The following is a 25482-nucleotide window of genomic DNA, read 5'->3' on the forward strand; positions in this document are numbered from 1 at the left end:
CCTCGAGGTGCTAGCTATTAAAGGGCGGGGGAGAGTGCAGCGGACTCGAACATCGGCTGCGAGAACGTCTCTGCCGCAACGATCTGTTCGACGGGATCGCGAGTGAGCCTGCGCGGGAACGACTTCTCGGGATAACCGACGGCGATGTGCGCGGCGGTGATGTAGTCGTCCGGGATCCCGAGCAGTTCGCGAATAGCGGGCTCCTCGTGGCACAGCAAAGTCGTCACCGCGGTCGCGACACCCTGGTCGCGCAGACTCAGGCACAGGTTCTGCACGGTGGGGTAGATGGATGCGCCGCCGACGACGGAGAGTCGGCCGAGTTCGTGGTCGGTGGGGTGCAGTCCGTCCAACGCGGCGCAGACCACCACGATGGCGGGTACCTCGTGGAGGTGGCGGGCGAAGTAGTCGGCGTCCTGCACGGTCTTGGGCAATGCGCCGACGGCGACGGTTCCGCCGGTGATGCCGGCGAAGTAGGCGTCCCACATCGGGAGGTAGAGATCGGCGAGGGCCTGCTTGCGGGCGGCGTCGCGCACGACGATCCATCGCACGGGCTGTCGGTTGCCGCCCTGCGGGCCGAAGCGGGCGACGTCGAACGCGGCCTTGAACACCTCGTCGGGAACAGGATCGCTGAGGTACCGCCTGCAGGTGCCGGTGGTGCGCATCGCCTCGGTGAGTTCCATGGGTGTGTCCCTTCGCCTGTCCGCTGTTAGGTAGTGCCATGAAGCATCGTGTGGCGTGGGCCACATTGTCAAGGCTCGATGTGCTGTGAATTTCGAGATCGCGAATCCCTTGCGCGAAATTGCCTAACCGTGGTTAGTTGAGCTGTCGGAGTCGGATGGAGCAGCGCGCAACAGGAGGTACCGGTGTCCACAGACGCAGCAACGGCAGTGGAAACCGTGGGTGGGGTCGATCGGGACCGGCTCTCGCGGGCTCTCACCGCAGCCAACCTGCCCACGCTGGTGGCGGTGCTCTATCAGTTGACCGGCGATCCCATGTGGCTCGCCGATCCGTATCGCCCCACGCGCAGTCGGGGCATGGACAACAACGACACGGGCGGATTCGACGACGCAGTTGCCGACCGCATCCGATCTGCGGCGCTCGACGCGATCTGCGCGTTCCACGAGGGTGCGCCCATGGCGGTGCCCTCGCCCGATTCGGAGCACCTGGTCGAGATGATCAGCGTGGCCGTCGGTGAGCAGGTTCCTCCCGAGTTCGGCGTCATGGTCGCCGAGGACATGGGCTTCACCGCCTCGGACACTCCGGTGGCTGCTCCGAACGATCTGTCGGTCATCGTGATCGGTGCCGGCGTCTCGGGGATGCTCGCCGCCATCAAGCTGCACGAAGCGGGCATCAGCCACGTTGTGCTCGAGAAAAACTCCGACGTGGGCGGCGGCTGGTTCGAGAACACCTACCCCGGTGCGGGTGTCGACACCCCCAGTCACCTGTACTCCTACTCCTTCGCGCCGCGGGCCTGGAGCACCCACTTCGGCAAGCGCGACGAGGTGTGGCAGTACCTCAGCGACGTCGCCTCCGAACACGATCTGCGGCAACGTATTCGCTTCGACACCGAGGTAGCGACCGCCGAATACGACGCGCAGCGACAGGGCTGGACCGTCCGTACCGTCGATGGCGAAACCCTGACCGCCGACGTGGTGATCACCGCGACCGGTCAGCTCAATCGGCCGAAGGTGCCCCACATTCCCGGGCTCGAGTCGTTCGACGGCCCGATCTTCCATACCGCGAACTGGCCGGCGGATCTGGATCTGACCGGCAAGCGCGTCGCCATCGTCGGAACCGGGGCCAGTGCCATGCAGGTGCTGCCGGCCATCGCGTCGACGGTGGGGCATGCGACGGTGTTTCAGCGTTCGCCGCAGTGGGTGTCGTCGAGCGACGTGTACTTCACCGAGATGGGCGATGACGCCAACTACCTGATGGACGTCGTTCCGCTGTATCGGCTGTGGTACCGGACCAGGCTGGCCTGGAACTTCAACGATCGTGTGCACAGCTCGCTGCAGGTCGATCCCGAGTGGGAGCATCCGCAGCGCTCGATCAACCCGATGAACGACGCGCATCGACGCGTCTTCACCCGCTACATCGAAGCCGAGCTCGAGGGTCGGCCCGACCTGATCGAAAAGTCGCTTCCCGACTACCCGCCTTTCGGCAAACGGATGCTTCTCGACAACGGCTGGTACGCCGCCCTCAAGCGCGACAACGTCACCCTCATCGCCGATGCAGTCTCGTCCATCACCGCTAAATCGGTTGTTGCGCAGAATGGTTCGGAGACCGAGGTCGATGTAGTGATTCTCGCGACGGGCTTCGAGACCCACAAGCTGTTGACGCCGATCGACGTGCGCGGACGATCGGGGGAGTCCATTCGCGATATCTGGGGCCCGGAGGATGCGCACGCATATCTCGGCATCACTGTCCCGGACTTCCCGAACTTCTTCATCACCTGCGGTCCCGGAACGGTACTGGGTCACGGGGGCAGTTACATCACCATCGCGGAATGTCAGGTGCGCTACATCGTCGATGTGTTGATCGACATGGTGGACAAGCGAATCGGAGCCATCGAGTGCAAGGCGGATGTGGAAGCGGAGTACGTCCGCAAGCACGACGAGGCGCACGCGAAGATGATCTGGTCGCACGGCGGCATGGACAACTGGTACCGCAACGACGCCGGACGTGTGGTCTCGACGCTGCCATGGCGCATCGTCGACTACTGGGAGATGACGCGGCGGGCCGATCTGGACGACTTCGTCACCGAGCCCAGTCGGGCCTAGTTCGCTCGGAAAGTGTTGTCAGAAAGCAATGTTGATGTCGCGGGAGATGGCGAATCCGTGGTCGCCGCTGTAGCAGGCGATGCCGGCTTCGGTGGAGCGGCAGAAGGTGCCGGTCACTCCGACGACCTGGCCGTATTCGAGTACTCGCGGTTCGCCGTTGTTCGGGTCTCCGACGAAGATGCCCTGATTGGTGCAGATCTGTTCGACGGTGTCGTCCTGGTTGATCTTCACCCCGTAGGTGTTGTTCGCGGCATTGGAGCACTCGCGCCCGGTGTTTCCCGGCACCGAGTAACGCACTTGACAGCCCACAATGGTTCCGGGTGCGTTGTACGAGTTGAAGCCGCAGAACACGTTGCCGCTGGGGGACTGGAAGAAGTACTGGCCGCCGGGTTGTTCGTAATCGCGGGCATCGACGTTGACGTCGTCGCGATTCGGGGCAGGTGGCACAGCGGGAATGCCTTGCTCGACGGGGATGGTCGGTAGCCCAGTCACGTCAGGAGTTTCACCGGTGGGCCCGGGGCCGCTGCCTCCGTCGGAGTCGGTGTAGCCGTTGGCCGACGGCGCTGCGGCTGCACTGGTGGTGGGCGGGGACTCGGTTCCGGTGGGTTGCTCGGATCCGCAGGCGATGGCTGCGAAACCGGTAGCGGCGATCAGTGCGCACGTGGCCACGACTCTGCGGACTCGACTCATTCGTTCGTCCTCACCGGTGGCTGCCGAGTGCAGCACCTCTGCCCAATTCATCGAACGGGCCAAGTGGTCTGTTAACGTCTTTCGTGTCACGACCCCGTCACGAATCGGTATACGAGTGGTCCTTTTGTCGCGGTGGCTGCGAGGGTGGGTCGGGTAACGGCTCGAGCAGCGCTCGATGTTTCAAGTTCGGGCTCGAATGAGTGGTCCGGTGCCCCGAGCGAACCGGTATTCCATTGTGCGACATGAGCGGAAGGCGTGCGGTATGCGAAAGACGTTCCGGCGAGCGGTCGTATCGATCGCACTGACAGTTCCGTTGATGCTCGGCATCGGCCTGGGAACGGCTGTGGCAGCGCCGCAGAGCACGCTGCTGCAGGTTCCAGTAGTGACCGGTTTTCAGATCGCGCCCGGTGCGGTGCCCGGTGGGTTGTTTCAGACCATTCCGATGAAGGCCACGGTCGGGACCGAGCCGGGTGTTCTGCTGTTGTCCGCGGCGAATATCGCGCCGTATGCAGACCAGTATCCGTACCGAAGTCTCGGTGTGACTTGGCGGAACTGGGACATCGGGTTTCGTGGAACCGTAGGACTGCGGCACTGGCAGGACAACCCCAACCCGGGCCCGCCGAACGACCTCCCGCCGCTGCGCGCAGAACAGTTACCACTCGAGGTCGCGCTGCCCACGGGTAGTGGCTGGGTCGAGATCACCGTGACGCACTACCGCGAGTACTACGACAGTGCGCCGTACGCCGACACTCTGATCCCGGGCAAAGGCTTGATTTACGTGCCCTGAGCGCACCTACGAAAGGAAATCGATGAGGACATCGATCCGATGCGGAGTCGCCGCCCTGGCGCTGTCCGTCCCCCTGGCCTTCGGCGTAGGTGCCGGAACTGCAACCGCTGCGCCGCAGGAGTCGGTACTGCAGGTGCCTGTCATCACGGGGCCTGAATTCGTCCCTGCGGGCGTTCCCGGCGGGCTGATCCAGACCATTCCGATTCGCGCGGTGGTCGGGGAGAAGCCGGGTGAGGTGCGTTTCTCGGCCGCCGACATCCGGCCGTACTACTACCAGTTCGCTTACCGGCATCTGACGGTCAACTGGCGCAACCTGTCCACCGGTGAGGCAGGCTCCGCCGGCTTGCGGCACTGGAACGACGAGATCGATCGGACTCAGCCGGCCAATCAGGGTGGTCCGCAGGCTTACCGCCTGCCGACCGAGGTGACAGCTCGAACGGGTGCGGGTCCGGTGTTCGTAACGGTGACCCACGACCGCGAGAATCCCGATGCGTCGAACGCTCTGATCCCCGGCTTGGGTGTGCTGTTGGTGCCATGATGTGTGGCATTGGTCGCCGTACTGCGAAAAGTTTCATGCTCGTATCACTATGAATTGCAAGGTGACTCAGAACAACGTGGGTGCTGTGTAGCGACCGTGTCGTGCTTCGTTGAGTCGGGCGCTCCAGCGCTGCACGAGCCACATTTCGACGAGTTCAGGGCTGGTGTCGATGTCGGTGGCCCATGCGGTGATGAGTTCGACGTAGCGGTCGTAGCGACGACGAGTGAATCCGGTGACGGACGGGTCTTCGAGCCATCCTTCGTGGATGAGGGTGGAGACTCCGTATTGGTCGATCAGTTGAGCCGGTCCGCCGTAGACCGACGCTTTCACCGCCCACAGGAACGTCGCCATGAGCGACATTCCGACGCCCGGTGCGTCGGGCCAACCGGACCAGGTCGAGTTTGGATGGTCGGGCACTGCGCGGTTGCGGACGCAGCTGTCGAGCACAGCGAGAGTCTTGGCGACGGGGTTCTCGTCGGGACGGCTGAGGTGCGGGTTCATGACGTCCGGGAATCGCCGCATAGCCCTGCGGTGCCGGTGACTGCTCTGCCAGGCTGCGCAGAGAAACAACAGGCCGAGCGAATCGTGTTCGCCCGTAGCCAGATCGGTGCCGATTCGAAGATCGTTGCGCTGAACAGTTGCGCCGCCGTACTCGACGATCTCGCCGTCGAGGTTGCGGCCGCGCAGCCGAAGATCGTGTCCTGCCCGGTCGAGGTGGCCGTTCCACCAATCCAGGTCCACCTCCACACCGTCGTCGAGTACATGCAGGTCGTAGCTGCGGTGCTGACACCACTGCACACAGGCCGTGGGCGGCGGGAAACCCTCATCGAGTCGTGACATCCTGCCATCGAAGCATCGGGTACCGACACATTCGGTGGCGTTTTCGATGTCCCTGCGAACTGTCGGTCCCATATGGAACTGTGGGGTGTGGTTAGCCATCAGAACGAACATAGGAGTGCCGGTGACCGTTGCCGACAATGCTGTCGACAGGCCACTCGTAGACGTGGTGGTGATGTCAGAAACCTGGGTGAGTGCCAGCCGAGACGCGTTCGTGAAGCTGGAGAGCTAGATTATGGCTCTCGTTAGTAGGATGCACTTATTACTTTATGACTAGGGCGCTCCATATGCCGGCTGTAAAGAATGCCTTCGATACCCGACAAGTCAGTGGTCACGGACTTTTGGCGGTTCGCTGGTCGAGGTGCGGGTGCATTATTTCGCGAGTGATGAGCTACGCCTGCCATCGGCCTATGTCAGCAGGCTTTCGATTTCAAGGAGGAAGTCCCTGAGCTCGTCCGGAATCTCGCGGCGGTATATGGACGACGACAACGAACGCGGGCTTACGGCTGTTCCCCCGTTGCTCTGTATTCGTCGATTTATGCCGGCTAGGACCTCTTTGCCCGGGCTACGCTCCAGGCGCCACTGAGTTGATTGCCAGTTTTCGTTGAAAAAAGCCGTTACCTCAGTATGTAAGGTAACGATGTTCTTTCCAGATCCTCGTGCTCGAGCTTCAAATGCGCTCAAGAACTGACCGAAAGTTTTTTCACGAAGCTCGGATGTCGTCTCGTCCAGGAATAGATGTATTGTCTCAATTTCTATCCCCGAAATCCTGGAAATGGTAGGAACGCTAATTAGGTAACTTTCAATCTCATTTCTCTGCCAGACGTGTGCTCTGACGTCCTCTTTGGCGAAACCCTCAAGAATTATCGCGACTTCGTTGTCACTCATGAAGTCGCGGTCGAGTGCGACGTAAACTTGAACCGAAGAGTCCAGTACGGTCCGGTTCAGCCAACCAAATGACTTAGCAAGATCCGACTTCGACGAACCACCCATTGGAACAACCGTTACCCCACGTTCATTACCCAATTTTTTTGCGTCCAGCTTTTTCGCAAGATTCGACAGAATCTTCATATCCTTGCCCTCGACGAACAATGCTACTTTTGATTGCAGAGCTTTAGCTAGTCTCAGGTTGAAACCGGATCCTAGAGAGTCGTTAATTTCCGACAAGGCAGAGCTGTCGGTGATTCTCTTCGAGGTTCGACGGTTTCTATCAATAAGTATTACGGACTCTTTATTCGCTTCCGCCAGCATTTCGGGTGCGTGTGTAGCTAGAATTACCTGGGAGCCTAAATCTTCGAGCAAGGAGACCAAACGGCGCTGCAAATCCGGATGCAGATAGACATCAGGCTCATCCAGAATCAAGGTTTGCACTTTCTCATGCCGCCAGATGTGAAACAATAACTGAAGCCAAATTTGAAGACCGTCTCCCGCCCAGTAGATCTCCTTTTCTACCTTGCTATTATTTTCTCTGAAGTACAGATCGAGCTGTCGAGCGTCGGCATGAGTGACTGCGAGGTCCAGAGACGCGATCTCGGGTGTCCTATCAACGAGATAACGCTTCAACTCTGCAAATTCAGTTTCTGACTCCGCGTCTACTTGATATAGCTGGTTTCTAAAATGCTTGCTCGCAAGTCGAGTGCCAAGATTCTCACGCACGTGAAGTTCGCTAAGAACGGATTCTTGGTGCTCAAGCGGATTGAGAGTTTGAACAACCCCAATGGTCGAGTAGTCGCGACGTGCAACAGCCAAGCTTGGTGGCTGGGCTCCAGGAATATGCTCAAGGTAGAAATATCCTGCCTCGTCTTCAGGCCACACGACGTATAGAGCAGACTTGTTCTTGAAATGCAGCTCAATTCTAGTTTCTATTGGCTGAAACTCGTGACGGATGTTTTCGTCGAAGAATTTTACCGGTGTTATGCTTATTGGGTATACAAATACGCTTCTATCTCGTCTCTGGTCAAATCTAGTTTCGTTTGGTTTTCGTCGTTTTGCATGGTGTAGAAGTGCGGCGCAAAGGCGAAGTGCGCCTATGGCGGTACTCTTGCCTGCATTGTTTGGGCCGATCAGTAATGATGTGCTTGCAAAGCGGATAGTGAAATCGTTAAAACCTTTGTAGGAGATTAGACGAATCCTCGATATCACGCTCGTGCCCCTTTATTCGCAGTTTCTTTTCTGTCGATCTTTTGAAGTAGCGCTGGCGCTTGTCGGCTTACGCTGTCATGCGTTTTACCGCAGTTCGTGGGCTCGGAGTCATCCGAACAGATTTCTTTCATCTGTTGACTGTATGTGAAGCGGAGAATTTCTAGATCGCTTTGGCCGTACTGTCGTCGAGGACGTGCAGGTCGTAGCTGCGGTGCTGACACCACTGCACACAGGCCGTGGGCGGCGGGAAACCCTCATCGAGTCGTGACATCCTGCCATCGAAGCATCGGGTACCGACACATTCGGTGGCGTTTTCGATGTCCCTGCGAACTGTCGGTCCCATATGGAACTGTGGGGTGTGGTTAGCCATCAGAACGAACATAGGAGTGCCGGTGACCGTTGCCGTCAATGCTGTCGACAGGCCACTCGTCGACGCGGCGATTGACGCCATCGACGAGGACACAGACGTGTCCGATGACGTGATGTACTACGTGCTCGCAGCCCTCGAAGGGCCGACGGCACTGCGAGAACTGCTCGACGGCGTCTCGACGCCCCACGTTCCCGAGTCATCGGCCGACAGGACTGTCGAAGAGCCGGTCGGCGCGCTCCTGACGTCCATCGGTGTGGCCGGCTTCCGGGGTATCGGTCCGAAGGCAATACTCGAATTACACCCGGCCCCGGGTATCACCGTCGTCAGCGGCGGACGCAATCGCTCGGGCATGCTGCTGGGCAACAAGATTCCAAAGCGAGATACCTCCGTTTACTGGGGACATGCCAGGACGACGCGACTCGACCCGTACGGCGCGGGCCAATTTAAACTCCCCACTGATCTCCCCGGGTTAAGCGAAAAGTGTATCGATTCCGACTAAGTAACTTTCTGGAGCGCTCGATAGATTCCAGGTAGCAGCTCGTCTAGCAACGTCCGAGAAATGGTTTCGCTAGATAAGATCTGCCCCGAAAGGTCCTCAGACGCTTTCATGGCTTCGATCACGGCTCCGGTAAAGACCCAGCTGATATCGGGGCTTGCCGAGAACTGTGCAAGTGAATTCGCCTGAGCCTGTTCTCGAAGCGTTTCGTTCCCTGTCAGTTTGTCCCGGATATGGGTGACAACCGCGCGAGTATCCGCCTGAGTATGCTCTCCTGAGAATAGGTCATTGATTTTAGTTATCACCTCCTCGATCCGCACCAACTCGGGATCGCGCACGGTGCCGCTGCCGGCCTCACGCATCGGATCGACAGTGGCCTCCCCCGTGAGCTTGTTCTGCGCGGTGGCTTGTTTGTGCTGGTCGATGTAGTCGAACTGGACTGTCGACAGGTCGATTTCGTGGTTGATCTGCTCGCTGGTGATCGTCGGGGCCAGATGCTTGAGGAACCGTGAGCGGGATTCGAGCTGCGGGTCTTCGTAGTCGACGATCTGGGAGAGGAAGTCATAGAGCTTGATGTAGGTCGAGACGTCCTTGCGGAACATGTCCAGCTCGTCGCGTGCAGTCTGATCTTTGTTGCCGACCGCCTGGTGTTCACCGTCGCGGAAGCGTTGACGAGCCGGGGTGATCCACTGAGTCAAGGCGTTGTTTCCCTTGCCCTCCACGAACGCGTCCGCGAACCCGGTGACCTCGCTGTCGGTGTAGATCGCAGCCATGTCCAGCTTGCTGGCCAGCGTGTGAATGATGTTCGGATCGGTCACCCCGGACAGCGTGGTGGCCTCGTAGTACGGCTCGAACGCGTGGACGATGTCCTTCGGATCGTTGGCGAAATCGAGGACGAACGTCTGATCCTTCTTCGGAGGCAGGGTCCGGTTCAAGCGGGATAGTGTCTGCACAGCTGCCACGCCGGAAAGCTTCTTGTCCACGTACATCGCCACCAACAATGGCTGATCGAAACCGGTCTGAAACTTGTTGGCCACCAACATCACCTGGTAGTCGTCGGTATCGAACGCATCGCGCAGATCCCGGCCCTCAAGCCCCGGATTCATCGAGGTCTCGGTCAGCTTGTCCGGCCCGGAATCGGCGTCGATGACTTCCCCGGAGAACGCGACCAATGCGGCGACGTCGATGTAGCCGTGCTCGGCGACGTACTTGTCGAACGCGACCTTGTACCGCACAGCAGCTTTGCGTGAAGAGGTAACCACCATCGCTTTGGCCTTGCCGTCGAGCCGCCAAGCGATGTTCGCCCGGAAGTGCTCAACGATGATCTGCACCTTCTGGGAAATGTTCGTCGGGTGCAGCTTGACCCAGTTCATCACCGACGTGATCGCCGCAGACTTGTCGACCAAATTCTCATCGGCCGGCCCGTCGGTCGTGACCGCGACAGTCCCGCCCGTGCGATCGGTATCGCTTTCGTAAGCACGGCCATTGTGGGTGAGACGGAACGCGGTCTTGTACGGGGTGTAGTTGGTCAGCACATCGAGGATGAAGCCCTCCTCGATCGCTTGCTGCATCGAGTACAGGTGAAACGGAGCCGGAAGCCCATCTTGGCCGGGCCGTCCGAACAGCTCCAGGGTTTTGCCCTTCGGGGTCGCGGTGAACGCGAAGAACGAAACGTTCGGGGTCGAGGCCCGAGCAGTCATCTGCGCAGCCATCACGTCCTGCGTGTCGTAGTTACCGCCGTCGGCCAGCTCCGCCAACTCGCCCGGTGAGAGCACGTCCTTGAGCCGCTTCGACGCTTCGCCGGCCTGGGAGGAGTGTGCCTCGTCGGCGATGATCGCGAACGAGCGCGATGCCAGTTCGGTGCGGTCGGCGATCGCCTCCAAGGCATGCGGGAACGTCTGGATGGTGACGATGATGATCGGAGTCCGCGCCGCGAGAGCATCAGCGAGTAGCTTCGACTTCGAGCCACCGAGCCCGTCGATGTGAGCGACGACGCCATGTACCTTGTCGATCTGCTTGATCGCCTCCTGCAGCTGAGAGTCGAGGACGGTCCGGTCGGTCACGACGATGACCGAGTCGAACACCTTCGAATCGGCCGCGTTGTGCAACCCCGAAAGGCGGTGCGCCAGCCAGGAAATGGAGTTGGTCTTACCGGACCCCGCCGAATGCTGGATCAGATACTTGTGGCCGGGTCCCTCGGCGCGAGCGGCCTCGACGAGGCGGGTGACGACCTCCCACTGGTGATACCGCGGGAACAGCATCGTCTTCTTCCGCGTCTTCTTGCCCGTGATCGGGTCGACGCTGTCGCGGATCTCCAGATGCATGAACCGGCCGAGGATGTCCAGCCACGTGTCGCGCTGCAGGATCGTCTCCCAGAGGTACGCGGTGGGGGATCCATTGGGGTTGGCCGGGTTGCCTTTGTGGTGGCTGTTGCCACGGTTGAACGGCAAGAACACCGTGCTCGGCCCGGCCAGCTTGGTGGACATCTCCACCTCGCTGTTGGACACCGCGAAGTGGACCAGCGCGCGCGATCCGAACGCCAGCAGCGGCTCACCTTTCGGAAGCCTATTGTTTTTGTACTGCAGGACCGCGTCAGTGATGTTCTGGGTGAAATCGGTCTTGAGTTCCGCCGTACCAACAGGCAATCCGTTGACGAAGAACACCAGATCGATACTGTTGTTGCAGCTCGTCGAGTAGTGCACCTGCCGCATCACTCGTAGCCGCACCTTCGCGTACTTCTCGGCAGTGGTCGCGTTCAGCATGGTGTTGGGCGCGAATTGGCACATCGAGAACTGAGCATTGATATGTCGAAATCCGCGCCGCAGCACCGACAAGGTGCCGCCGTCCTTCGCTGGATCGGCATCGAGGGTCTTGACCAGGGCTTGCAACACACCGCGCTTCGCGGTCTGAAGCGGCGCACCTGTCAATCCCGGTTTGAGGTGCTTGGCCAGCTGATCGGGTTGTGTGTCGGCCAGCCACCCCAAGACATCCTCGGGAAAAAGCGCCTGTTCTCGGTCGTATCCGGAATCGTTGGTGGAGTACAGCCAACCGTAGGCGGCGAGATGCTCACAGATTTCCCGCTCGAACTCAATCTCGTTGTGCTGAGCCATAGCTACGCAGCCCCTCGCACGTCAATTTTGCCGGTCACAGCAGCCGTGATCAAAGCGGATCTGTATTCGCGCAGCGTTTTGATGACCTCGGCAGCTTTCGCGATCAAGGTATCGACCCTGGCGCATTCAGAGTCAAGGTGGGTGATGATCGCGCGTTGCTCTTCAAGCGGAGGGATCCACACGGGAGCAGCACCCAAAGAATCGTGGTTCACTTTTGGCATAGCTACTCGCATGGACGAATCGACGACGTAGTCAGTGAATGGTTTCGACAACAGCATTCGGAGAACGAAAGCAGTTTCAAAACGAAGTCGATCCGGCGATAAAGCGTACATGTCTGCGCTGCAAAGACAGTTGCAGGGCGCAATCACCGCCTTTGACAGGTTGGGTCGAATTTTCGAGTAAACGATTTGCCCGCTATCAACGAGGTACTTCCCACTGTCAGCACCCTGGTCTGCGGCGGATTCGAGACCGATCAGCACACCAGTCCGCGACTCGACGTGGTTTGGAGCAATAAGCGGCATGTCGCGGTAGGGAGTCAATCGTGGGTCGACCTGACCGCCGTTGATGGCGATGTGCCTACTGAACCGGCTTACCGACCAGTGACGTGGGACTTCGCCGAGCCATTCCACGCCGGTGTCCTTCATTTCGGCGTCGGGGTTGAGGCCTTTGGTGACGGTGTGGGTGATGGTGGCGGTGCGGTCCTCGCGCAGGGTGGCGATCAGATGGTTCTGCTTGTCGATCAGCGCATCAATCTTTGCGGTCTCTCGGTCCAGGAAGTTCAGCAGCCTTCTTTGTTCGGATAGCGGCGGTATTGCAATGCGGAGACCTTTCAGCGTGTCCCAGCTAATAGCCCGCCGGTGTTCGAGGATGCCATTGCCAAACGATTGCGCGTATTTTTGAAAGCTACGAGTCTCGAAGATGCGAAGCGCGAACCGCAGCTCAACTAGCTCCGGTTGGTGCCGAAGTACGATATACACCGCGCTGCAAACTCCGTCGTACTTAGAAACGCCATAGGACCCAATCTGGTAATTCATGCTGTTAATTACAAAATCGTTCTGTTTGACGATCTTGCATTTCGACAGATCTTCCGGCTTCTTGTTGCCGACGTCACCTTTCTCCGCGTATGGGATCATTCCAATATTTGCCATAAGCGATAAATAGTTCGTGTCTGTCCCCCCAACGTTTCGCACGTCTGATTCGTACATCGCCGCCCGGACCGGAGCGATACTCCACGACTCCGGAACGTTCCCTAGCCATTCAACGCCGGATTTTGTGTATGCAGGGTATGCGGGCCAGTTCATTCGCCAACTCCGGCGAGCATTTCCGTGATGTCTTTAACGAGGATTTGGAGGTCGGATTTGATCTCGGCCAGGTCGCGGGGCGGGATGTACTGGTAGAAGTGGCGGGTGAAGGGGATCTCATAGCCGATTTTCGTTTTGTCGTAGTCGATCCACGCGTCCGGCACGTGCGGGAGGACTTCGCGGGCGAAATACTCGTCGATATGCTCGGTCAGCGGTACGTTCTCGGTGTCCCGGAGCGCAGGGTCCGGTTCGGGGTTGCCCTTTGTGTCGGTGCAGATCACCGCGTTGTCATCGTGCTCGCCGATCGCGGACCAGAGTGTTTTGACTAGTGGAGAACTGGGCTTGGTGATGCCGGCCGTGCGTAGCGCATCTTTCAATTCACCCACGAAGGCACCACGGTCGTCCCACTCCCGGCCAACAAGGCCGGTCAGCGCATTGCGGACGGCGGCCTGCTCCCCCGCCTTGAGCTTGTCGATTGATTTCTGGGCGAGAACTTCGTCGACCTTGTCCGGGGTGAGCTCGAACCGCAGTTGTAGGGGCCGTTCGACCGTGATGGTCGAGTAGCCGAAGTCTTCACAGCCAAACACCTTTGACTGTGACGGTGCTTCGGAATTGCCGGGATCGTCGATCTGGTCGACGTAGAGCTGGGCGATGGTTGTGATGTCCTCGGGCCGGAGCTCTTTCCGTTTGGAGCCCAACGACTTGCGCATCTTCCCGAACATGGCCGAGCCGTCGATCAGTTGCACCTTGTTTTTGCGGTCGGAGGGCTTGTTGTTGTCGAGGATCCAGATGTATGTGCTGATGCCTGTGTTGTAGAACATGTCGACCGGCAGCGCAACGATGGTGTCGAGTAGGTCGTTCTCGATGATCCAGCGGCGGATGTTCGATTCGCCCGATCCGGCTCCGCCGGTGAACAGTGGGGATCCGTTGAGGACCATAGCCAATCGGCTGCCGCCGTCACGTGGGGCGCGCATCTTCGAGATCAGGTGCATGAGGAACAGAAGTGATCCGTCTGAGACCCTGGGTAGGCCCGGCCCGAATCGTCCCGCGTGTCCCCGCTTGTCGTGTTCTTCGACTACTGCTTCTTGCGCTGATTTCCATTCGACGCCGAAGGGCGGGTTGGAGAGTAGGTAGTCGAATGTGTTTCCTGAGTACCGATCGTCGGTGAGGGTGTTGCCGAGGTAGATGTTGTCGATGTCTTGGCCCTTGATGATCATGTCGGACTTGCACATCGCGTAGGAGCGAGCGTTGATCTCTTGGCCGTACATCACGAGGCGGGCTTTGGGGTTCATGTCGTGCAGGTGCTCGTCGGCGACCGAGAGCATGCCTCCGGTGCCGGCGGCGGGGTCGTAGATGGTCCGTACGATGCCGGCTTTGGTTAGTACTTCGTCGTCGTTTTGGAAGAGCAGTTCGACCATCAGGCGGATCACTTCACGTGGGGTGAAGTGGTCACCGGCCTGGGCGTTGTTGGATTCGGCGAACTTGCGGATCAGTTCTTCGAAGATGTAGCCCATGTTGTGTGCGGAGACTGCGTTGGGATGCAGGTCGACGTTGGCGAACTCTTTGACAATCAGGAAGAGGAGGTTTTTCTTGTCTAGGTCCGCGATCAGCGAGTCCATACCGAATCCGTCGAACACATCACCGACGTTGGCGGAGAATCCAGCGATGTAGTCGACAAGGTTGTCGGCCAACCCTTCCGGGTCTGCGGCCAGCTTCGCGAAGTCCCATTTAGAGGTGTTGTAGAAGGAGTAACCGGATTTCGCGGTGAGGAAGGGTTTGAGTGCAACACTCGTCTGCTTGCGCTTCTCGAACTCGGCGAGGACCGCTGCTTTGGTGGGGTCGAGGATGCAGTCTAGGCGGCGCAGGATGGTCAGCGGCAGGATCACGTCCCCGTACTGGTTCGGTTGGAACGGTCCGCGCATCAGGTTCGCGATGCTCCAGATCAGGGCTGCGTTGGTCTTGGCCATCAGTGGTGCGGTCTCCTTGTAGACGTTTGCAATGAAAGTTACCCCCACGTGGGTTCATGGGCGGGGAGGTGTCGAGCTGCGAGGCGTCAGTTTCATTCGAGGGGTTGAGCGCTGTTCTTGGTCGGTGTCGCGTTCACTCAAGAGGTTGCGGCGTCCGACTCGGCGTTTTCTCAGGCCAAGGTCGACAGCGCGGCAGCCGAAGATCAGCGGCGCGACGACGTAGGACCCGGGCTTACAGCAGAGCCGCACTTGGCACTCGTGATCCACAAGGTTTGGCCACTTCGCTCTATGCGCTGCTCGCTGGGCAACCTTCCGCTCGCGTGTAACGGGCGTTGATTGGGTCTGGAGTGTCGCCGCTGTGGGGCCTGTGAGGCCGAGGTTTTGCAGCTTCACGCGCAGTGTTTCGAGGGAGGGACGACGCTTCCATAAATTCGGGCCCGGTGTAGCCCTCCTTATAGGTCTAGTTGTGAGAGGGACTGCCCCGAGTTCAGTTGACTGCCGGGGTTGAGGTCAGGCCGCGTGTGCGGTCTGGTCGATTGTCTCAAACTGGATAGGGGGTGAGCTTTCCGAGGCGTCATTGGCGGCGCTTTCGGTGATAGTTCTCCCTCCGGCATTGGTGGATGTTGCATGTGAGCCACGACCGTTTGCAGCGAGGGCAGGCCCGCGCCGCAGCGGCTTGGAGACCCATGGGAGGCCGTGAATCTTAGGCGAGTGTCGACCGTGCGATGGTCGCGGTTGCTTGCCAATAGAGCGCGGCGATAGTCTGCGAAGTCGCATTGCGGTCGTAGGTTGCAACCGGTCGCGGAGCAGACACAACCCAGCGGCCGAGGAAGAATTGAGATCGCATGTCTGCTCGGCCCGTCGTCTGCGGCCCTGCTACTCGATGCCACCGTCATAGCTTTGGCGACTCTTTGGCCGCATGTCTCACCAACAATGATCTGTCCGTGCTCGCCGCGGTAAGGATTTGGTCGGAAGTCGGCTTGAGATCCTGCGGCTGGTTCTTGCTGGCGGCCAGGTTGGAGGCACTTGCAGTGATTGCTTGTCGGAGGTTTCGGACGGAAAGCGGGAGTACTTCCATTATTCGTGCCCACGCGACTCGTCGCAGTGTGGGATCACGAATCAGATCGGCGGTGTTAACGCCGGCTATTTGAACCGCAGCTTCGGGGTCGTATATGGCTCCAATTATCGCGGAATCGTAGGCAGTGGAGATTTGTTCGACATCGGTGGATGAGCGTCGGGCAACAGCTTCGAGGGATTCGATTGCGAGTTTGCGAACACGGACATCTGGATCGCGGGCTCCTGCGATCAGTGCGGGGAGGTATTCAGATCGTGACCGCGCCAACAGGCCCGACAACGCGACATTCACTAGTCGAAAATCTCCAGGGCCGTCCCAAAATTCGTCCAGTGGGCTGGCTGACAGATGCGTCGCCCATGTCTGATCTGGATCAATGTCATTTGGATTGATCAAGTCTGCATCCGCGAGCCACGTCAAAGCACGGATGGCGTTCAGCGTTTGGTCGGAGACGGCTAAGGGGTGGCTGACCGTGTCGGTCAGAAGCTGTACTGCGGAGGCGTCAATGCTGTTAAGTGCAAGCATACAGACGGCGGCTTGCAACCGACTGTCTCGCGTCCGCTGCGACCACATGCCCTGCTCTATGTCGGACAAGTCGTTCTTCATGGCATCGATAGCTGTAACGAGGGATCGTTCGGTTGCAGGGGTGATCGCAGCCATCAGCCAAGGAAATTTGTAACGCAGTTGAATATTCGGAGCAACGTCATCGGGAAGGACGTCTAGGAATTGAGGCAAGAAATCCTGAGCAATGTCCCTTTCTAGAGCAAAGGAGACGAGGTTCTGGTACGCAGAATCTGGGGTCTCCTGCGAAGAGAAGCTACGAAGGTAGTCGTGAATTACACTGAGAGTAGAATCTTCGGGGAAAAACCTCAATGCGGAGGATGGCACGTACGCAATAACTATCGCGCGTTGCCTTTCGTTCATATTCATATATCGCTGTAGCCACTTATCCCCGCCGGTCTGGGCTAAAGCGCCGAAAAGTGGCAACATGTCCGAGTGTTGTCTGGCGCTTCGGTCCGTAATTTCTATATTCTCAATCAACCGGTCGACAACCGCATCCGGCAACTCATCCCAGATCGCCAAACAAAGGCTGTACCAATGTCCACGGTCTAATACCTTATCGCCTAGGGCAAGATCTTTGACTAACATTTTTTCAAGATTCTCAGCAGTGAAGTATTGCTCGCTGTCCCGGAATATACGGGTCAGGCTCCCACCACCGCTCAGCGTCCAGTTGGATAGAGCCTGCATTCGATGCTCGGATGTCCTCCCATTACGAAGCAAGATCGCTGCTTTGGTTCGTTGGACTGGACTGAGCAGCCACATTGCACCGATCCAACCAATTTTCAGTTCTGCGGCCTCGATCACGTGCGGCACTACGGATGAGCCCCATGTTTTCGTCCATGGGCTCTTGAATTGGTCTTCCACCGACCGGGTCAGCTGGCGTTGCGCTTCTTGTGTTATGGACTGTGTTATGTGGGGGTAGGTGACCAGCCTTGTGTCGATCTTGCGGGTATTGAAGTAGGCATCTCTGCCGAAATAATTTCCTAGGGTTCGTACAGCGACTCGAAGATTTCCGGTCGAGTACTTGACAGCATTGTCGTAATGATTTTGGGCGACTCTTATGTCGCCGGAGTCAAATGTCCACCACATAAATTTCAGATGAATTCGGGCTCGTAATGATTGAGATACACTTGAAGTGGTATCGAGGTAAATTGCGAGAGCTTCTACTCCTTCTGACGGGGAATCGGCCAGCCACAGACGCACCAGCCGCCCGAACAGCCAAGTGAGGGTACCTTCTTCGCCGAGGTCATCGAGATAGCGAGCTGATTCGTCCGGACGTCCGTCGAATACCATCCGAATGGCTTCAGCAGCTCTGTAGAGCGGGGATTCAGGGTCGGATGCGTGGGTGGGGTTCGCGCTTAATTGTGCTATCTCCGAGTCACGATGCAGATGGCTAGGCAGTAGGTCGAGAACTCCAAGTAGGTGCAGAGCACCGGTGTCCTGAGATCGGCGCATGAAGTCTTCGTCCCATACGATGGCGGCCTCGACCAGGTCGTCTTCGGTGGTTCTATCGCTCTTCACTGTAAGGTCCTCCTTCCGCTTCCTGATTTCTAGCCGCGATATCGATAAGGGTTCTGGTGACGATGGAAATCATCGTGTCCACTGAAGCTTCACTGCCGGGGTCTCCAGTGAGCATCCATCGCACGTCGTCTTGTAAGTCCTTCATCGCCTTACGAAGTTGTCTGTTCGCTCTCTTTCGTGACGTTTTTGGCGGTGGACTCATCCATATGACAGCGACCTGGGTTGTCGAGCATTCCATTGCGGCCTCGATCTCTTCGCGTGTCCCATCTCGCAGATCTTGGTGCAGAAGCACTATCACCAGATGTGCATTCTCCGCGTCATACCTGAATTCGAAGTTCCCGTCACCGTGTGTGCGGCGAGATGGGGCGTGCTCCCATCTCCGTACGGAGAATCGATACCGCGCCCCTGCATCTCTAGCCTGGGTGTTGACGTTGTTGATGATGACTTCGAGACGTTCCCGCTGTGCACGAAGGTCGTCACCGGAAGATATAAATATCTCGTACTCCTCGACATTCCGTCCAGGCCGTAGAAGGTATGCGGATGTGCGCGGCTCGGGTCTGCTCATTCTTCTACCGGCTTGCGCAACGCCGTGTGTCTGTGCGAAGGCCTGAAAATGGCGTGCCGTCGTACGGCGGTTTGCTTGAGCACAGAGCTAACCGTATGCCAGTGCTGCGATAAGTGGGTGGAAACCAGCCATGCAACGCAGCTCTGGTCTCGCTTGTGCTGCTCGCCGTCGGTGGGTCGTTCGTCGCGGTCGTTGTGAGGGTGCTTAGCGCGGGCCGCGGACAAGAACCTCGACCTGCCCGACGCGGTCCTTACGCCGCTCAGTTTGGGCTGTCGTAGGAATGAAAAGGCAGCCGAACAGGTAAGTCGGCGGTGTGATCGCTGTCCAGTGCAATCCGCCAGGGCGGGACCTCGTCTGTCTGGTGGAGAAATCGCCGGCAGCGATGGCCAACCAGCAAAAGCTAGATGGCAACCACGAGACCGATCAAGGGCGGGATTCCGATCTCAAGTTCGCCGGACAACCACGCGAGGAATGCCACGAGGGTGTAGACCGCGAGATGTCGCCAGTGCGCGAGCGGGGGAGTATGTTCCTCAGGAATGCCCTGACGCCAGCAGCTCAGGAAGTTTCCAATGAAAACACCCCAATGGGGGAATGAAGGTGCCGAGCAGGCTCAGGTAGTCGACCAGATGGTTGTGTACGCTGACGAGCGCAAGCTGCCTCCCGATTGCGCAGCCGTCGATGATGAACGGCGCCTAGCAGGGATGCCGGAACATTCCGCGCCGCCGACACCGAAGGCATGTGCGGTGTCGGCGTTGCTCGTCGAAGGTTGCCGAACCGTTGGATAAGCCCCAACCGACGAGTCGCCCGATGATGCACGCTCACGCTGCTTGCGAACCGGATCGCGCGAACCGAGTCCAGTTGGGTGCCTGTGTCCCCCGCCGAGACGAGGGTACCGACGACCGTCGTGACGGCGAGCGTTGCCGTCATGGTTGTCGTCGGTGCGACCGACGTCAGACCGGAGAACCCGCCGACCTCGTCGAGAGACGACCCATCACACCAGGGCAACGATCAACGGCGTCGACACCACTGAGTCTCAATACACCCCGCGGTATCTGTAGCACGTAGTGATGCACATCAGGATGCTCGCCTCGGTCGCTGTCGTGCTGGAACTGACTCAGCGGCAGGAGGCCGAGGACAGCTGGGACCTCGTGTTCTTGGGATCGAACATCGATGCCGTCGAGGTCGGTGCCGATCTGGGCTTTCAGCGGGACAAGTCGATGACGTACGTCTCGACGTCGGTGGGTGTGACGGCAGCCACCGACTCGGTGGCGGACTACCAGCATCGGAAGCGATCGGCCGGTGTCCAGGCGCGCTCGCCGTCGGCCTTCACCCCGGAGGATCGCAAACGAGCACGAGGGGAGTAGGAGGGGGCGGTCTCCTGCATTCCCCCTCGACACCGTCGGCGGTGGTCAGCTCGGCGCCGAGAGTCTCACCAGGCCACCGATCCGGCGTCGTCGAAGAATCCGCCCCGCGGGCCGTCGTTGGGCAGGGTGGCGAGCTTCAGTGCGATTCGCGCACCCTCCTCGGGCGTGCGTGTGGAGGCGAATCCGGTGAAATCCGTTGCCACATAGCCCGGGCAGCATGCATTCACGATCACCGCAGTGTCCGCGAGCTGCCGTGCGTATTGCACGGTCATCGCGTTCACCATGGTCTTGGATGGAGCGTAGGCGGCCATTATCGGACCGGTCTGTAGCGCGAGCGAGCCCATGTTGCTCGAGACATTGACAATGCGCGGCGAGGCAGACCGTAGAAGCGTCGGAAGTAGCGCGTTTGTCACTCGGATGACCCCGAAAACGTTGGTGTCCAGCGCAGTCCGCAGTACGTCGATATCCAGCGTCGTCGTATTCTGTTGATCGCCGCCGGAGATTCCGGCGTTATTCACCAATATGTCCAGGTCGTCGATCGAGTCGGCGGCGGCGGCAACGCTGGCGTCCGACGTGACATCGAGGGGGACTCCGAACGCGTCGACGCCCGCAGCACGAAGCTTGTCGACCGCGTCCTGTCGTCGTGCATCGTTGCGGGCCCCGACTCCCACTCTGATCCCCTGCATTCCGAGTCCGTGCGCGATGGCAAAGCCGATCCCTTTGTTGGCGCCGGTGATCAGCGCGGTCTTCGTTGTCATGCAGTCCATGGTCGGCGTCGAGAGCAGGTGCGTCCAATACCGATCGACCAACCAGTGATACTCAACGGGTATCACAACTACGCTGTCGGAGTGGACGACCTCGAAACACGCGAACTCCGGTACTTCATCGCCGTTGCCGAGGAGCTGCACTTCGGACGCGCAGCGCAACGCCTAGGGATCGCCCAGCCACCACTCTCGCGAGCGATCAGCAGGATGGAGCGCCGACTCGGCGTCGCGCTCCTGGATCGGAATCGCCGCGGAGTCGCACTCACTGCTGCCGGTGCCGTGCTCCTGCGGGACGCTGCGACGGCGCTCGACGCGGTCGCAGCGGCAGCGCAGCGAGCACGAGCCGCTGGTGCCAGAGTCAAACTGGTAACCAAAGCCGGTGCGTCCCACGAGCTCCTACGCCGCGTTCTCGATGCGTACCCCGCTGACGTGGATGTCTTGTTGTGCGAAGTCGGCGAGCAGGCCGGATATCTTCGCCGCGGTGATGCCGACGTGGCGTTGATGCATCGCCCCGTCGATGACCTCGTCGGGTTCGACTCCGAGGACCTCCTCACCGAGGGGCAGGTCGCGATCGTTCCGCGTGATCACACCTTTGCCTCGAAAGACGAACTGACCATGGACGATATCCGTGACGTCGCGGATCTGCCGATGGCTCGGTGGCCCCAGCTCGACGGGACCTATCCGAAGGGGCCCGGGCCTGAGGTGCGCGCTCAATCGCAGATCGCCCAGCTGGTCGCGCTGGGTCAGGCGCTGCTGGTGATCCCAGCGTCGAGTCGCGCGTGGCAGTGGCCCGAGCATATGGCCGTACCTGTGTCCGATGCGCCGATGATCACGACGGTCATCGCGTGGCCGGCCGGAGTCCGATCGCCAGCGGTATCGGCATTGGTCCGGTCGGCCGTCGGGATTGTGTTCGACTGACGGACCGCAAACTTGGGCGATGGCAGGGCTTTCATCGCGGCAAGTCGATTACGTACGTCTCGACGTCGGCGGGGTGACGGCGGCCTTCGATTCGGTTGCGGACTAGCAGCGTCGGAAGCGATCGGCCGGTGTCGATGCGTATTCGGCATCGGCCTTCACTTCCGAAGACCGCAGACGCGCGCGAGGGGAATAGCAGAGATTGCCTATGGGGAAGCGAAAAGGCTCTTAGTTCATTCGGTCGAATGAATTTTTACGATGCACTGAAACATTCCGACCCGCCGGTCCTATACCTACTCAGCACCACTTCGACCAGAGACCAGGACTTCATGACATTTCCGCACGATCCGAATCAGCCGCAGTCTTCAGGGCATGCCCCCTACGGGCAGCCACAAGGCTCTTACGGTGCCCAACAACCTGCGCAGGGACAGCCCTACGCGCAGCAGCCCTACGCTCAGCAGCCGTATGGACAGCCGCAGCCGCCCGCGAAAAAGAAGCGGAAGTGGCCGTGGGTTGTGGGTGGCGTCGTGCTGGTTCTTGTTGTGGGCGGAATGTTGGGTGGGGGTGATGATGAGAAGTCCACAACTGCACAATCCACAACCTCGTCCACGGCTGCACCTGTCGCAGCCGGAAATGCTCCTTCTGCTGCGGTCGTTGCTCCTGTCGAATCGGTTTCCCCCGCAACCGAACCTGAGCAAGCGGCACCGGGTATCGGCCAGGAAGTCCGCGATGGTAAGTTCGGTTTCGTCGTGACTGGTGTCGAGACAGGTGTTACGACCCTGGGTGACAACCCGTACCTTCAGAAAGACGCACTCGGGCAGTTCGTGCTGGTCAGTGTCACGGTGACCAATGTTTCCGATAAGGCGCAAAGCTACTTCGGCTCGAACCAGAAGCTGATCGATGTCCAAGGTCGCGAGTTCGAGAACGACGCGATGGCAGCGATCAATCTGGAGGCAGAAACTGCAATCGGGGGGAGATATCAACCCCGGTCTGTCGCAGAACATAACGATCGTGTTCGACATCCCAGCGGATGCGGTCCCCGCGACCCTCGAAGTACACGATTCCGTCTTCTCCGGTGGGGCTGAGATCTCCCTGCGATAGGTTAGAGGTTTTCGTTGGCCGGGCACCGAGACGGTGCCCGGCCATTCGCCGTAGTCAGCTAGCGAGATTTTGGGTAATCAACGCACGACTGCCGGCGTCTCGTCTCAGTTCAGCAATAGGAGCCAAGAATCTGAGCTGTCGTCGTCACCGACCACCGTATTTCGACGTGATGCGAGTTTCCAACCACTGCAGGGCAATCGTTGGTGGCAGTGCCATGACGAGGATCAACACAACCGTGCCCATGATGTTCTCCATCCGCACCAGGCTGACGTTGCGCAGAAGTTCGTATCCGATGCCGCTGGACGACGAGAACATCTCGGCGAGAAGCAGTCCCAGGAACGCCAAACCGAAAGTCATGCGCATACCTGTCGCCAGCGCGGGCAGAACTGCCGGAATCACGATCTGACGGATCAGCCGGGGCCAACTCACCTGCAGTGATGCCGCCATCTTGAGGTGGATTCTCTGGACCGATGCCGTGGCCTCGACGGCGACGAGGAACATCGGGATGAAGGCTGCGTAGAAAGAGAATCCGAACCGGCTCAGTGCGCCGATGCCGAGGAATGACAGGAAGATCGGGTACAGCACGATCTTCGGAATGCTGTTGATCGAGTAGACGATCGGGGCGACGGTTCGGGTCCAGAACGGGCTCAGGCCCAGCGTCAGACCCAGCAGGGAACCCACGACCGTACTGGCCAGAAACGCGAGCACAAGAATACGTAGCGAGTCGCCGACATTGGCGCGGAAGTCTGCCTTGCCCAGGTCTTCGACGAGTGAGGCCATGGCCTCGGCGGGCGTCGGGAAGATGAGACTGTCGACGAGAACCGCCGAGACCCACCAGATCAGTACCGCGACGACGGCCACGACCAGAGGAGGGAGGAACCGTCGGGCGTTGGTGCGGCCTGCGGACGAGACGGCTTTCGGGGGAGTAGTCGGGGCGGTGGCTACTCTGTCCAAGGTGCTGCTCATCAGCGGCGCCTCCAATCGAATCGGTTGAGCGCGAGCGAGATCAGCGAGGTCGAGAGCAGAGCGATCAGCGCCACGATGAGGATCCCGGCGTACATGTCGGCGATGTCGAACCCGTCGTAGGCAATGGAGATGAAGTGGCCCAGGCCTTGAGTCGACAGGATGAACTCACTGGCCAACACCGAGATGACGGCGTACGAGAGTCCCAGCTTGAGTCCGGTCACGATGCTCGGCAATGCATTCGGAAGCAGCACCGATCGGAAGTACTGCCACCGCGTGAGCATCAGTGTGGTTCCGAGCTTGGTGACGATCGGAGAGACCGCATTGAAGCCGGTTCTTGCATTCAACGCCACCACACCGAACGCGAAGATGGTGGACAGAATGGCGATCGGAGCCACACCCGCACCGAACAACACCACCATGATCGGGTACAGCGCGAACGTCGGGACCGCGTAGTAGACGTTGAGGTACGGTTGAAACGCTCTGTCCCACAGCTCGTACCGCCACAGGACGTAGGCGGCGGCGACACCGAGTACGGAGCTCAGCACGAAGGCAAGGACGATGATCCCCAGCGTCCGGCCCAACTCGTCGATCAGGAAGTCCGGATCGGTCAGCAGGCTCAGTGACGTCGAAATCATGTCGGTCACCGGAACGATGTCCAGTGGTGAGGCAAAGAACCGTGCTGAGATGTCGATGGCCACCAGTGCCGCGGCGAGGATCAGCACGGTCCATCCCCATGCAGGGAGACCGAGTTGGGTGGAGGGGGCAGGGCGGATGTATCCGGGGACCACGGAGGCGCGCGTGTTCACGCGCGTGGGCGCACTCATGGTTCGATGCTCATCGTCTTCTTGGCCTCGTCCCGCAGCCGCGACCAGATACGTTCGTGCAGAGCTACAGCGTCGGGACTGGCCAGCACGTCTTCGGACCGTGGACGCGGGAGGTCGATGTCCACCTCGTCGATGAATCGACCGGGCCGCGCACTCATCACCAGCACGCGATCGGACAGCAGTACTGCTTCCTGGATGCTGTGGGTGATGAACAAGACGCCGCACGTGAGCTTTTCGACGATCTTGAGCAGCTCGTAGGACATGACCAGTCGGGTCTGCTCGTCGAGTGCGCCGAACGGCTCGTCCGCGAGAATCAGGTCGGGCTCCATGGACAGGCAGCGCGCGATGGCCACACGCTGGCGCATACCGCCGGACAACTGGGTGGGGTAGTGGTCGCCGAACTTGCTCAGCCCCACGGTGTTCAGCAACTCGTCGGCGCGGGACCGACGTTCCTTCTTACCGACGCCGCGGACTTCGAGAGCGAACGCGACGTTGTCGCGGACGGTCCGCCACGGCAGCGTCGCCGATTCCTGGAAGATGACTGCGGTCTTGGACCGAGGGCCGGTCAGTGTCTGGCCGTCGACGTGGACGGTACCGCCGTCGTGATCCTGTAGTCCGGCAAACACCTCGAGCAGAGTGGACTTGCCGCAGCCGCTGGGCCCGACGACGGAGACGAATTCGCCTCGGCCGATGGACAAGTCGATCTCGTGGAGGGCAGTCACATCACCGAAGCGCCGCGACACCGACGATGCGACGGCGATGGCGGAGGTGGTGTCGGGGCGGGGTCGAGTCGCTGCGTGAGTCACGTCGC

Annotated in this window: 19 protein-coding genes and 1 pseudogene; 8 read left to right on the forward strand and 12 right to left on the reverse strand. The window is 59.6% G+C overall.

All coding sequences use genetic code 11. The features are described from left to right. Window positions 1-17: 17 nt before the first annotated feature. Window positions 18-680 carry a nitroreductase family protein gene (locus tag QM588_RS18290; RefSeq protein WP_032384835.1) on the reverse strand — a complete coding sequence of 221 codons (663 nt, stop codon included), beginning with the start codon at window positions 678-680 and terminating at the stop codon, window positions 18-20. Window positions 681-863: 183 nt separating this feature from the next. Between QM588_RS18290 and QM588_RS18295 the strand changes: the two genes are divergently transcribed. Next, window positions 864-2780 carry a flavin-containing monooxygenase gene (locus QM588_RS18295; RefSeq protein WP_283315418.1) on the forward strand — a complete coding sequence of 639 codons (1917 nt, stop codon included), beginning with the start codon at window positions 864-866 and terminating at the stop codon, window positions 2778-2780. Between the two features lie 18 nt (window positions 2781-2798). Here QM588_RS18295 and QM588_RS18300 read toward each other — a convergent pair whose 3' ends face one another. Next, complete coding sequence (locus QM588_RS18300) at window positions 2799-3521, reverse strand: hypothetical protein (protein ID WP_283315421.1); 723 nt, start codon at window positions 3519-3521, stop codon at window positions 2799-2801. 211 nt (window positions 3522-3732) lie between these two features. On the opposite strand from QM588_RS18300, the gene QM588_RS18305 reads away from it, so the two are divergent. Continuing rightward, window positions 3733-4257 carry a hypothetical protein gene (locus QM588_RS18305; RefSeq protein WP_283315423.1) on the forward strand — a complete coding sequence of 175 codons (525 nt, stop codon included), beginning with the start codon at window positions 3733-3735 and terminating at the stop codon, window positions 4255-4257. A 22-nt stretch (window positions 4258-4279) separates the two neighbouring features. Next, window positions 4280-4795, forward strand: a complete 516-nt coding sequence (locus QM588_RS18310) for a hypothetical protein (protein WP_283315425.1) — start codon at window positions 4280-4282, stop codon at window positions 4793-4795. Window positions 4796-4861: 66 nt separating this feature from the next. Here the strand turns inward: QM588_RS18310 and QM588_RS18315 are convergent, their stop codons facing one another. Beyond that, window positions 4862-5635, reverse strand: coding sequence for an 8-oxoguanine DNA glycosylase OGG fold protein (locus QM588_RS18315; RefSeq protein WP_283315426.1), 774 nt, complete (start codon window positions 5633-5635; stop codon window positions 4862-4864). Window positions 5636-6040: 405 nt separating this feature from the next. Beyond that, a complete protein-coding gene (locus QM588_RS18320) occupies window positions 6041-7774 on the reverse strand; it encodes an ATP-dependent nuclease (protein ID WP_283315427.1) in 1734 nt (577 codons plus the stop codon). A gap of 392 nt (window positions 7775-8166) precedes the next feature. Between QM588_RS18320 and QM588_RS18325 the strand changes: the two genes are divergently transcribed. Continuing rightward, a complete protein-coding gene (locus tag QM588_RS18325) occupies window positions 8167-8643 on the forward strand; it encodes a hypothetical protein (protein WP_283315429.1) in 477 nt (158 codons plus the stop codon). Here the strand turns inward: QM588_RS18325 and QM588_RS18330 are convergent. The 4 genes from QM588_RS18330 to QM588_RS18345 all read right to left on the reverse strand — a co-directional run bounded on the left by QM588_RS18330 (window position 8640) and on the right by QM588_RS18345 (window position 18172). Then, window positions 8640-11750, reverse strand: a complete 3111-nt coding sequence (locus tag QM588_RS18330; protein WP_283315431.1) for a type I restriction endonuclease subunit R — start codon at window positions 11748-11750, stop codon at window positions 8640-8642. The two genes, QM588_RS18325 and QM588_RS18330, sit on opposite strands and share 4 nt — an antisense overlap. 2 nt (window positions 11751-11752) lie before the next feature. After that, window positions 11753-13051 carry a restriction endonuclease subunit S gene (locus tag QM588_RS18335; RefSeq protein ID WP_336620086.1) on the reverse strand — a complete coding sequence of 433 codons (1299 nt, stop codon included), beginning with the start codon at window positions 13049-13051 and terminating at the stop codon, window positions 11753-11755. Beyond that, window positions 13048-15018 carry a type I restriction-modification system subunit M gene (locus QM588_RS18340; RefSeq protein WP_283315433.1) on the reverse strand — a complete coding sequence of 657 codons (1971 nt, stop codon included), beginning with the start codon at window positions 15016-15018 and terminating at the stop codon, window positions 13048-13050. Before QM588_RS18340 ends, QM588_RS18335 begins: the two co-directional genes overlap by 4 nt. A gap of 892 nt (window positions 15019-15910) precedes the next feature. After that, window positions 15911-18172 (reverse strand): hypothetical protein, encoded by a 2262-nt coding sequence (locus QM588_RS18345; protein WP_283315434.1) that lies wholly within the window; start codon window positions 18170-18172, stop codon window positions 15911-15913. 878 nt (window positions 18173-19050) lie between these two features. On the opposite strand from QM588_RS18345, the gene QM588_RS18350 reads away from it, so the two are divergent. Together QM588_RS18350 and QM588_RS18355 are read left to right on the forward strand one after the other, a co-directional pair. Then, complete coding sequence (locus QM588_RS18350; RefSeq protein WP_283315436.1) at window positions 19051-19332, forward strand: hypothetical protein; 282 nt, start codon at window positions 19051-19053, stop codon at window positions 19330-19332. Window positions 19333-19804: 472 nt separating this feature from the next. Next, on the forward strand, window positions 19805-20101 hold the full coding sequence (locus tag QM588_RS18355; protein WP_283315438.1) for a hypothetical protein: 297 nt from the start codon (window positions 19805-19807) through the stop codon (window positions 20099-20101). A 65-nt stretch (window positions 20102-20166) separates the two neighbouring features. Here the strand turns inward: QM588_RS18355 and QM588_RS18360 are convergent, their stop codons facing one another. Further along, complete coding sequence (locus QM588_RS18360; protein ID WP_283315439.1) at window positions 20167-20859, reverse strand: SDR family NAD(P)-dependent oxidoreductase; 693 nt, start codon at window positions 20857-20859, stop codon at window positions 20167-20169. Window positions 20860-20949: 90 nt separating this feature from the next. Between QM588_RS18360 and QM588_RS18365 the strand changes: the two genes are divergently transcribed. Further along, window positions 20950-21783: a LysR family transcriptional regulator gene (locus QM588_RS18365; protein WP_283315440.1), complete on the forward strand. Its 834-nt coding sequence runs from the start codon at window positions 20950-20952 to the stop codon at window positions 21781-21783. Window positions 21784-22331: 548 nt separating this feature from the next. Beyond that, window positions 22332-22881: pseudogene (locus QM588_RS25835) on the forward strand (DUF4352 domain-containing protein). Between the two features lie 144 nt (window positions 22882-23025). Here the strand turns inward: QM588_RS25835 and QM588_RS18380 are convergent. Genes QM588_RS18380 through QM588_RS18390 form a run of 3 tightly spaced genes read right to left on the reverse strand, consistent with a single transcriptional unit; the run spans window position 23026 to window position 25432 of the window. Then, window positions 23026-23847, reverse strand: coding sequence for an ABC transporter permease (locus tag QM588_RS18380; protein WP_283315442.1), 822 nt, complete (start codon window positions 23845-23847; stop codon window positions 23026-23028). Next, window positions 23847-24671: an ABC transporter permease gene (locus tag QM588_RS18385; RefSeq protein WP_283315443.1), complete on the reverse strand. Its 825-nt coding sequence runs from the start codon at window positions 24669-24671 to the stop codon at window positions 23847-23849. The genes QM588_RS18380 and QM588_RS18385 overlap by 1 nt, the downstream gene beginning before the upstream one ends. After that, entirely contained in the window at window positions 24668-25432 is a 765-nt protein-coding gene (locus tag QM588_RS18390; protein WP_052061252.1) for an ABC transporter ATP-binding protein, read from the reverse strand. The genes QM588_RS18385 and QM588_RS18390 overlap by 4 nt, the downstream gene beginning before the upstream one ends. Window positions 25433-25482 lie beyond the last annotated feature (50 nt).

Source organism: Rhodococcus sp. IEGM 1354, assembly GCF_030056855.1.
Taxonomy (GTDB): domain Bacteria; phylum Actinomycetota; class Actinomycetes; order Mycobacteriales; family Mycobacteriaceae; genus Rhodococcoides.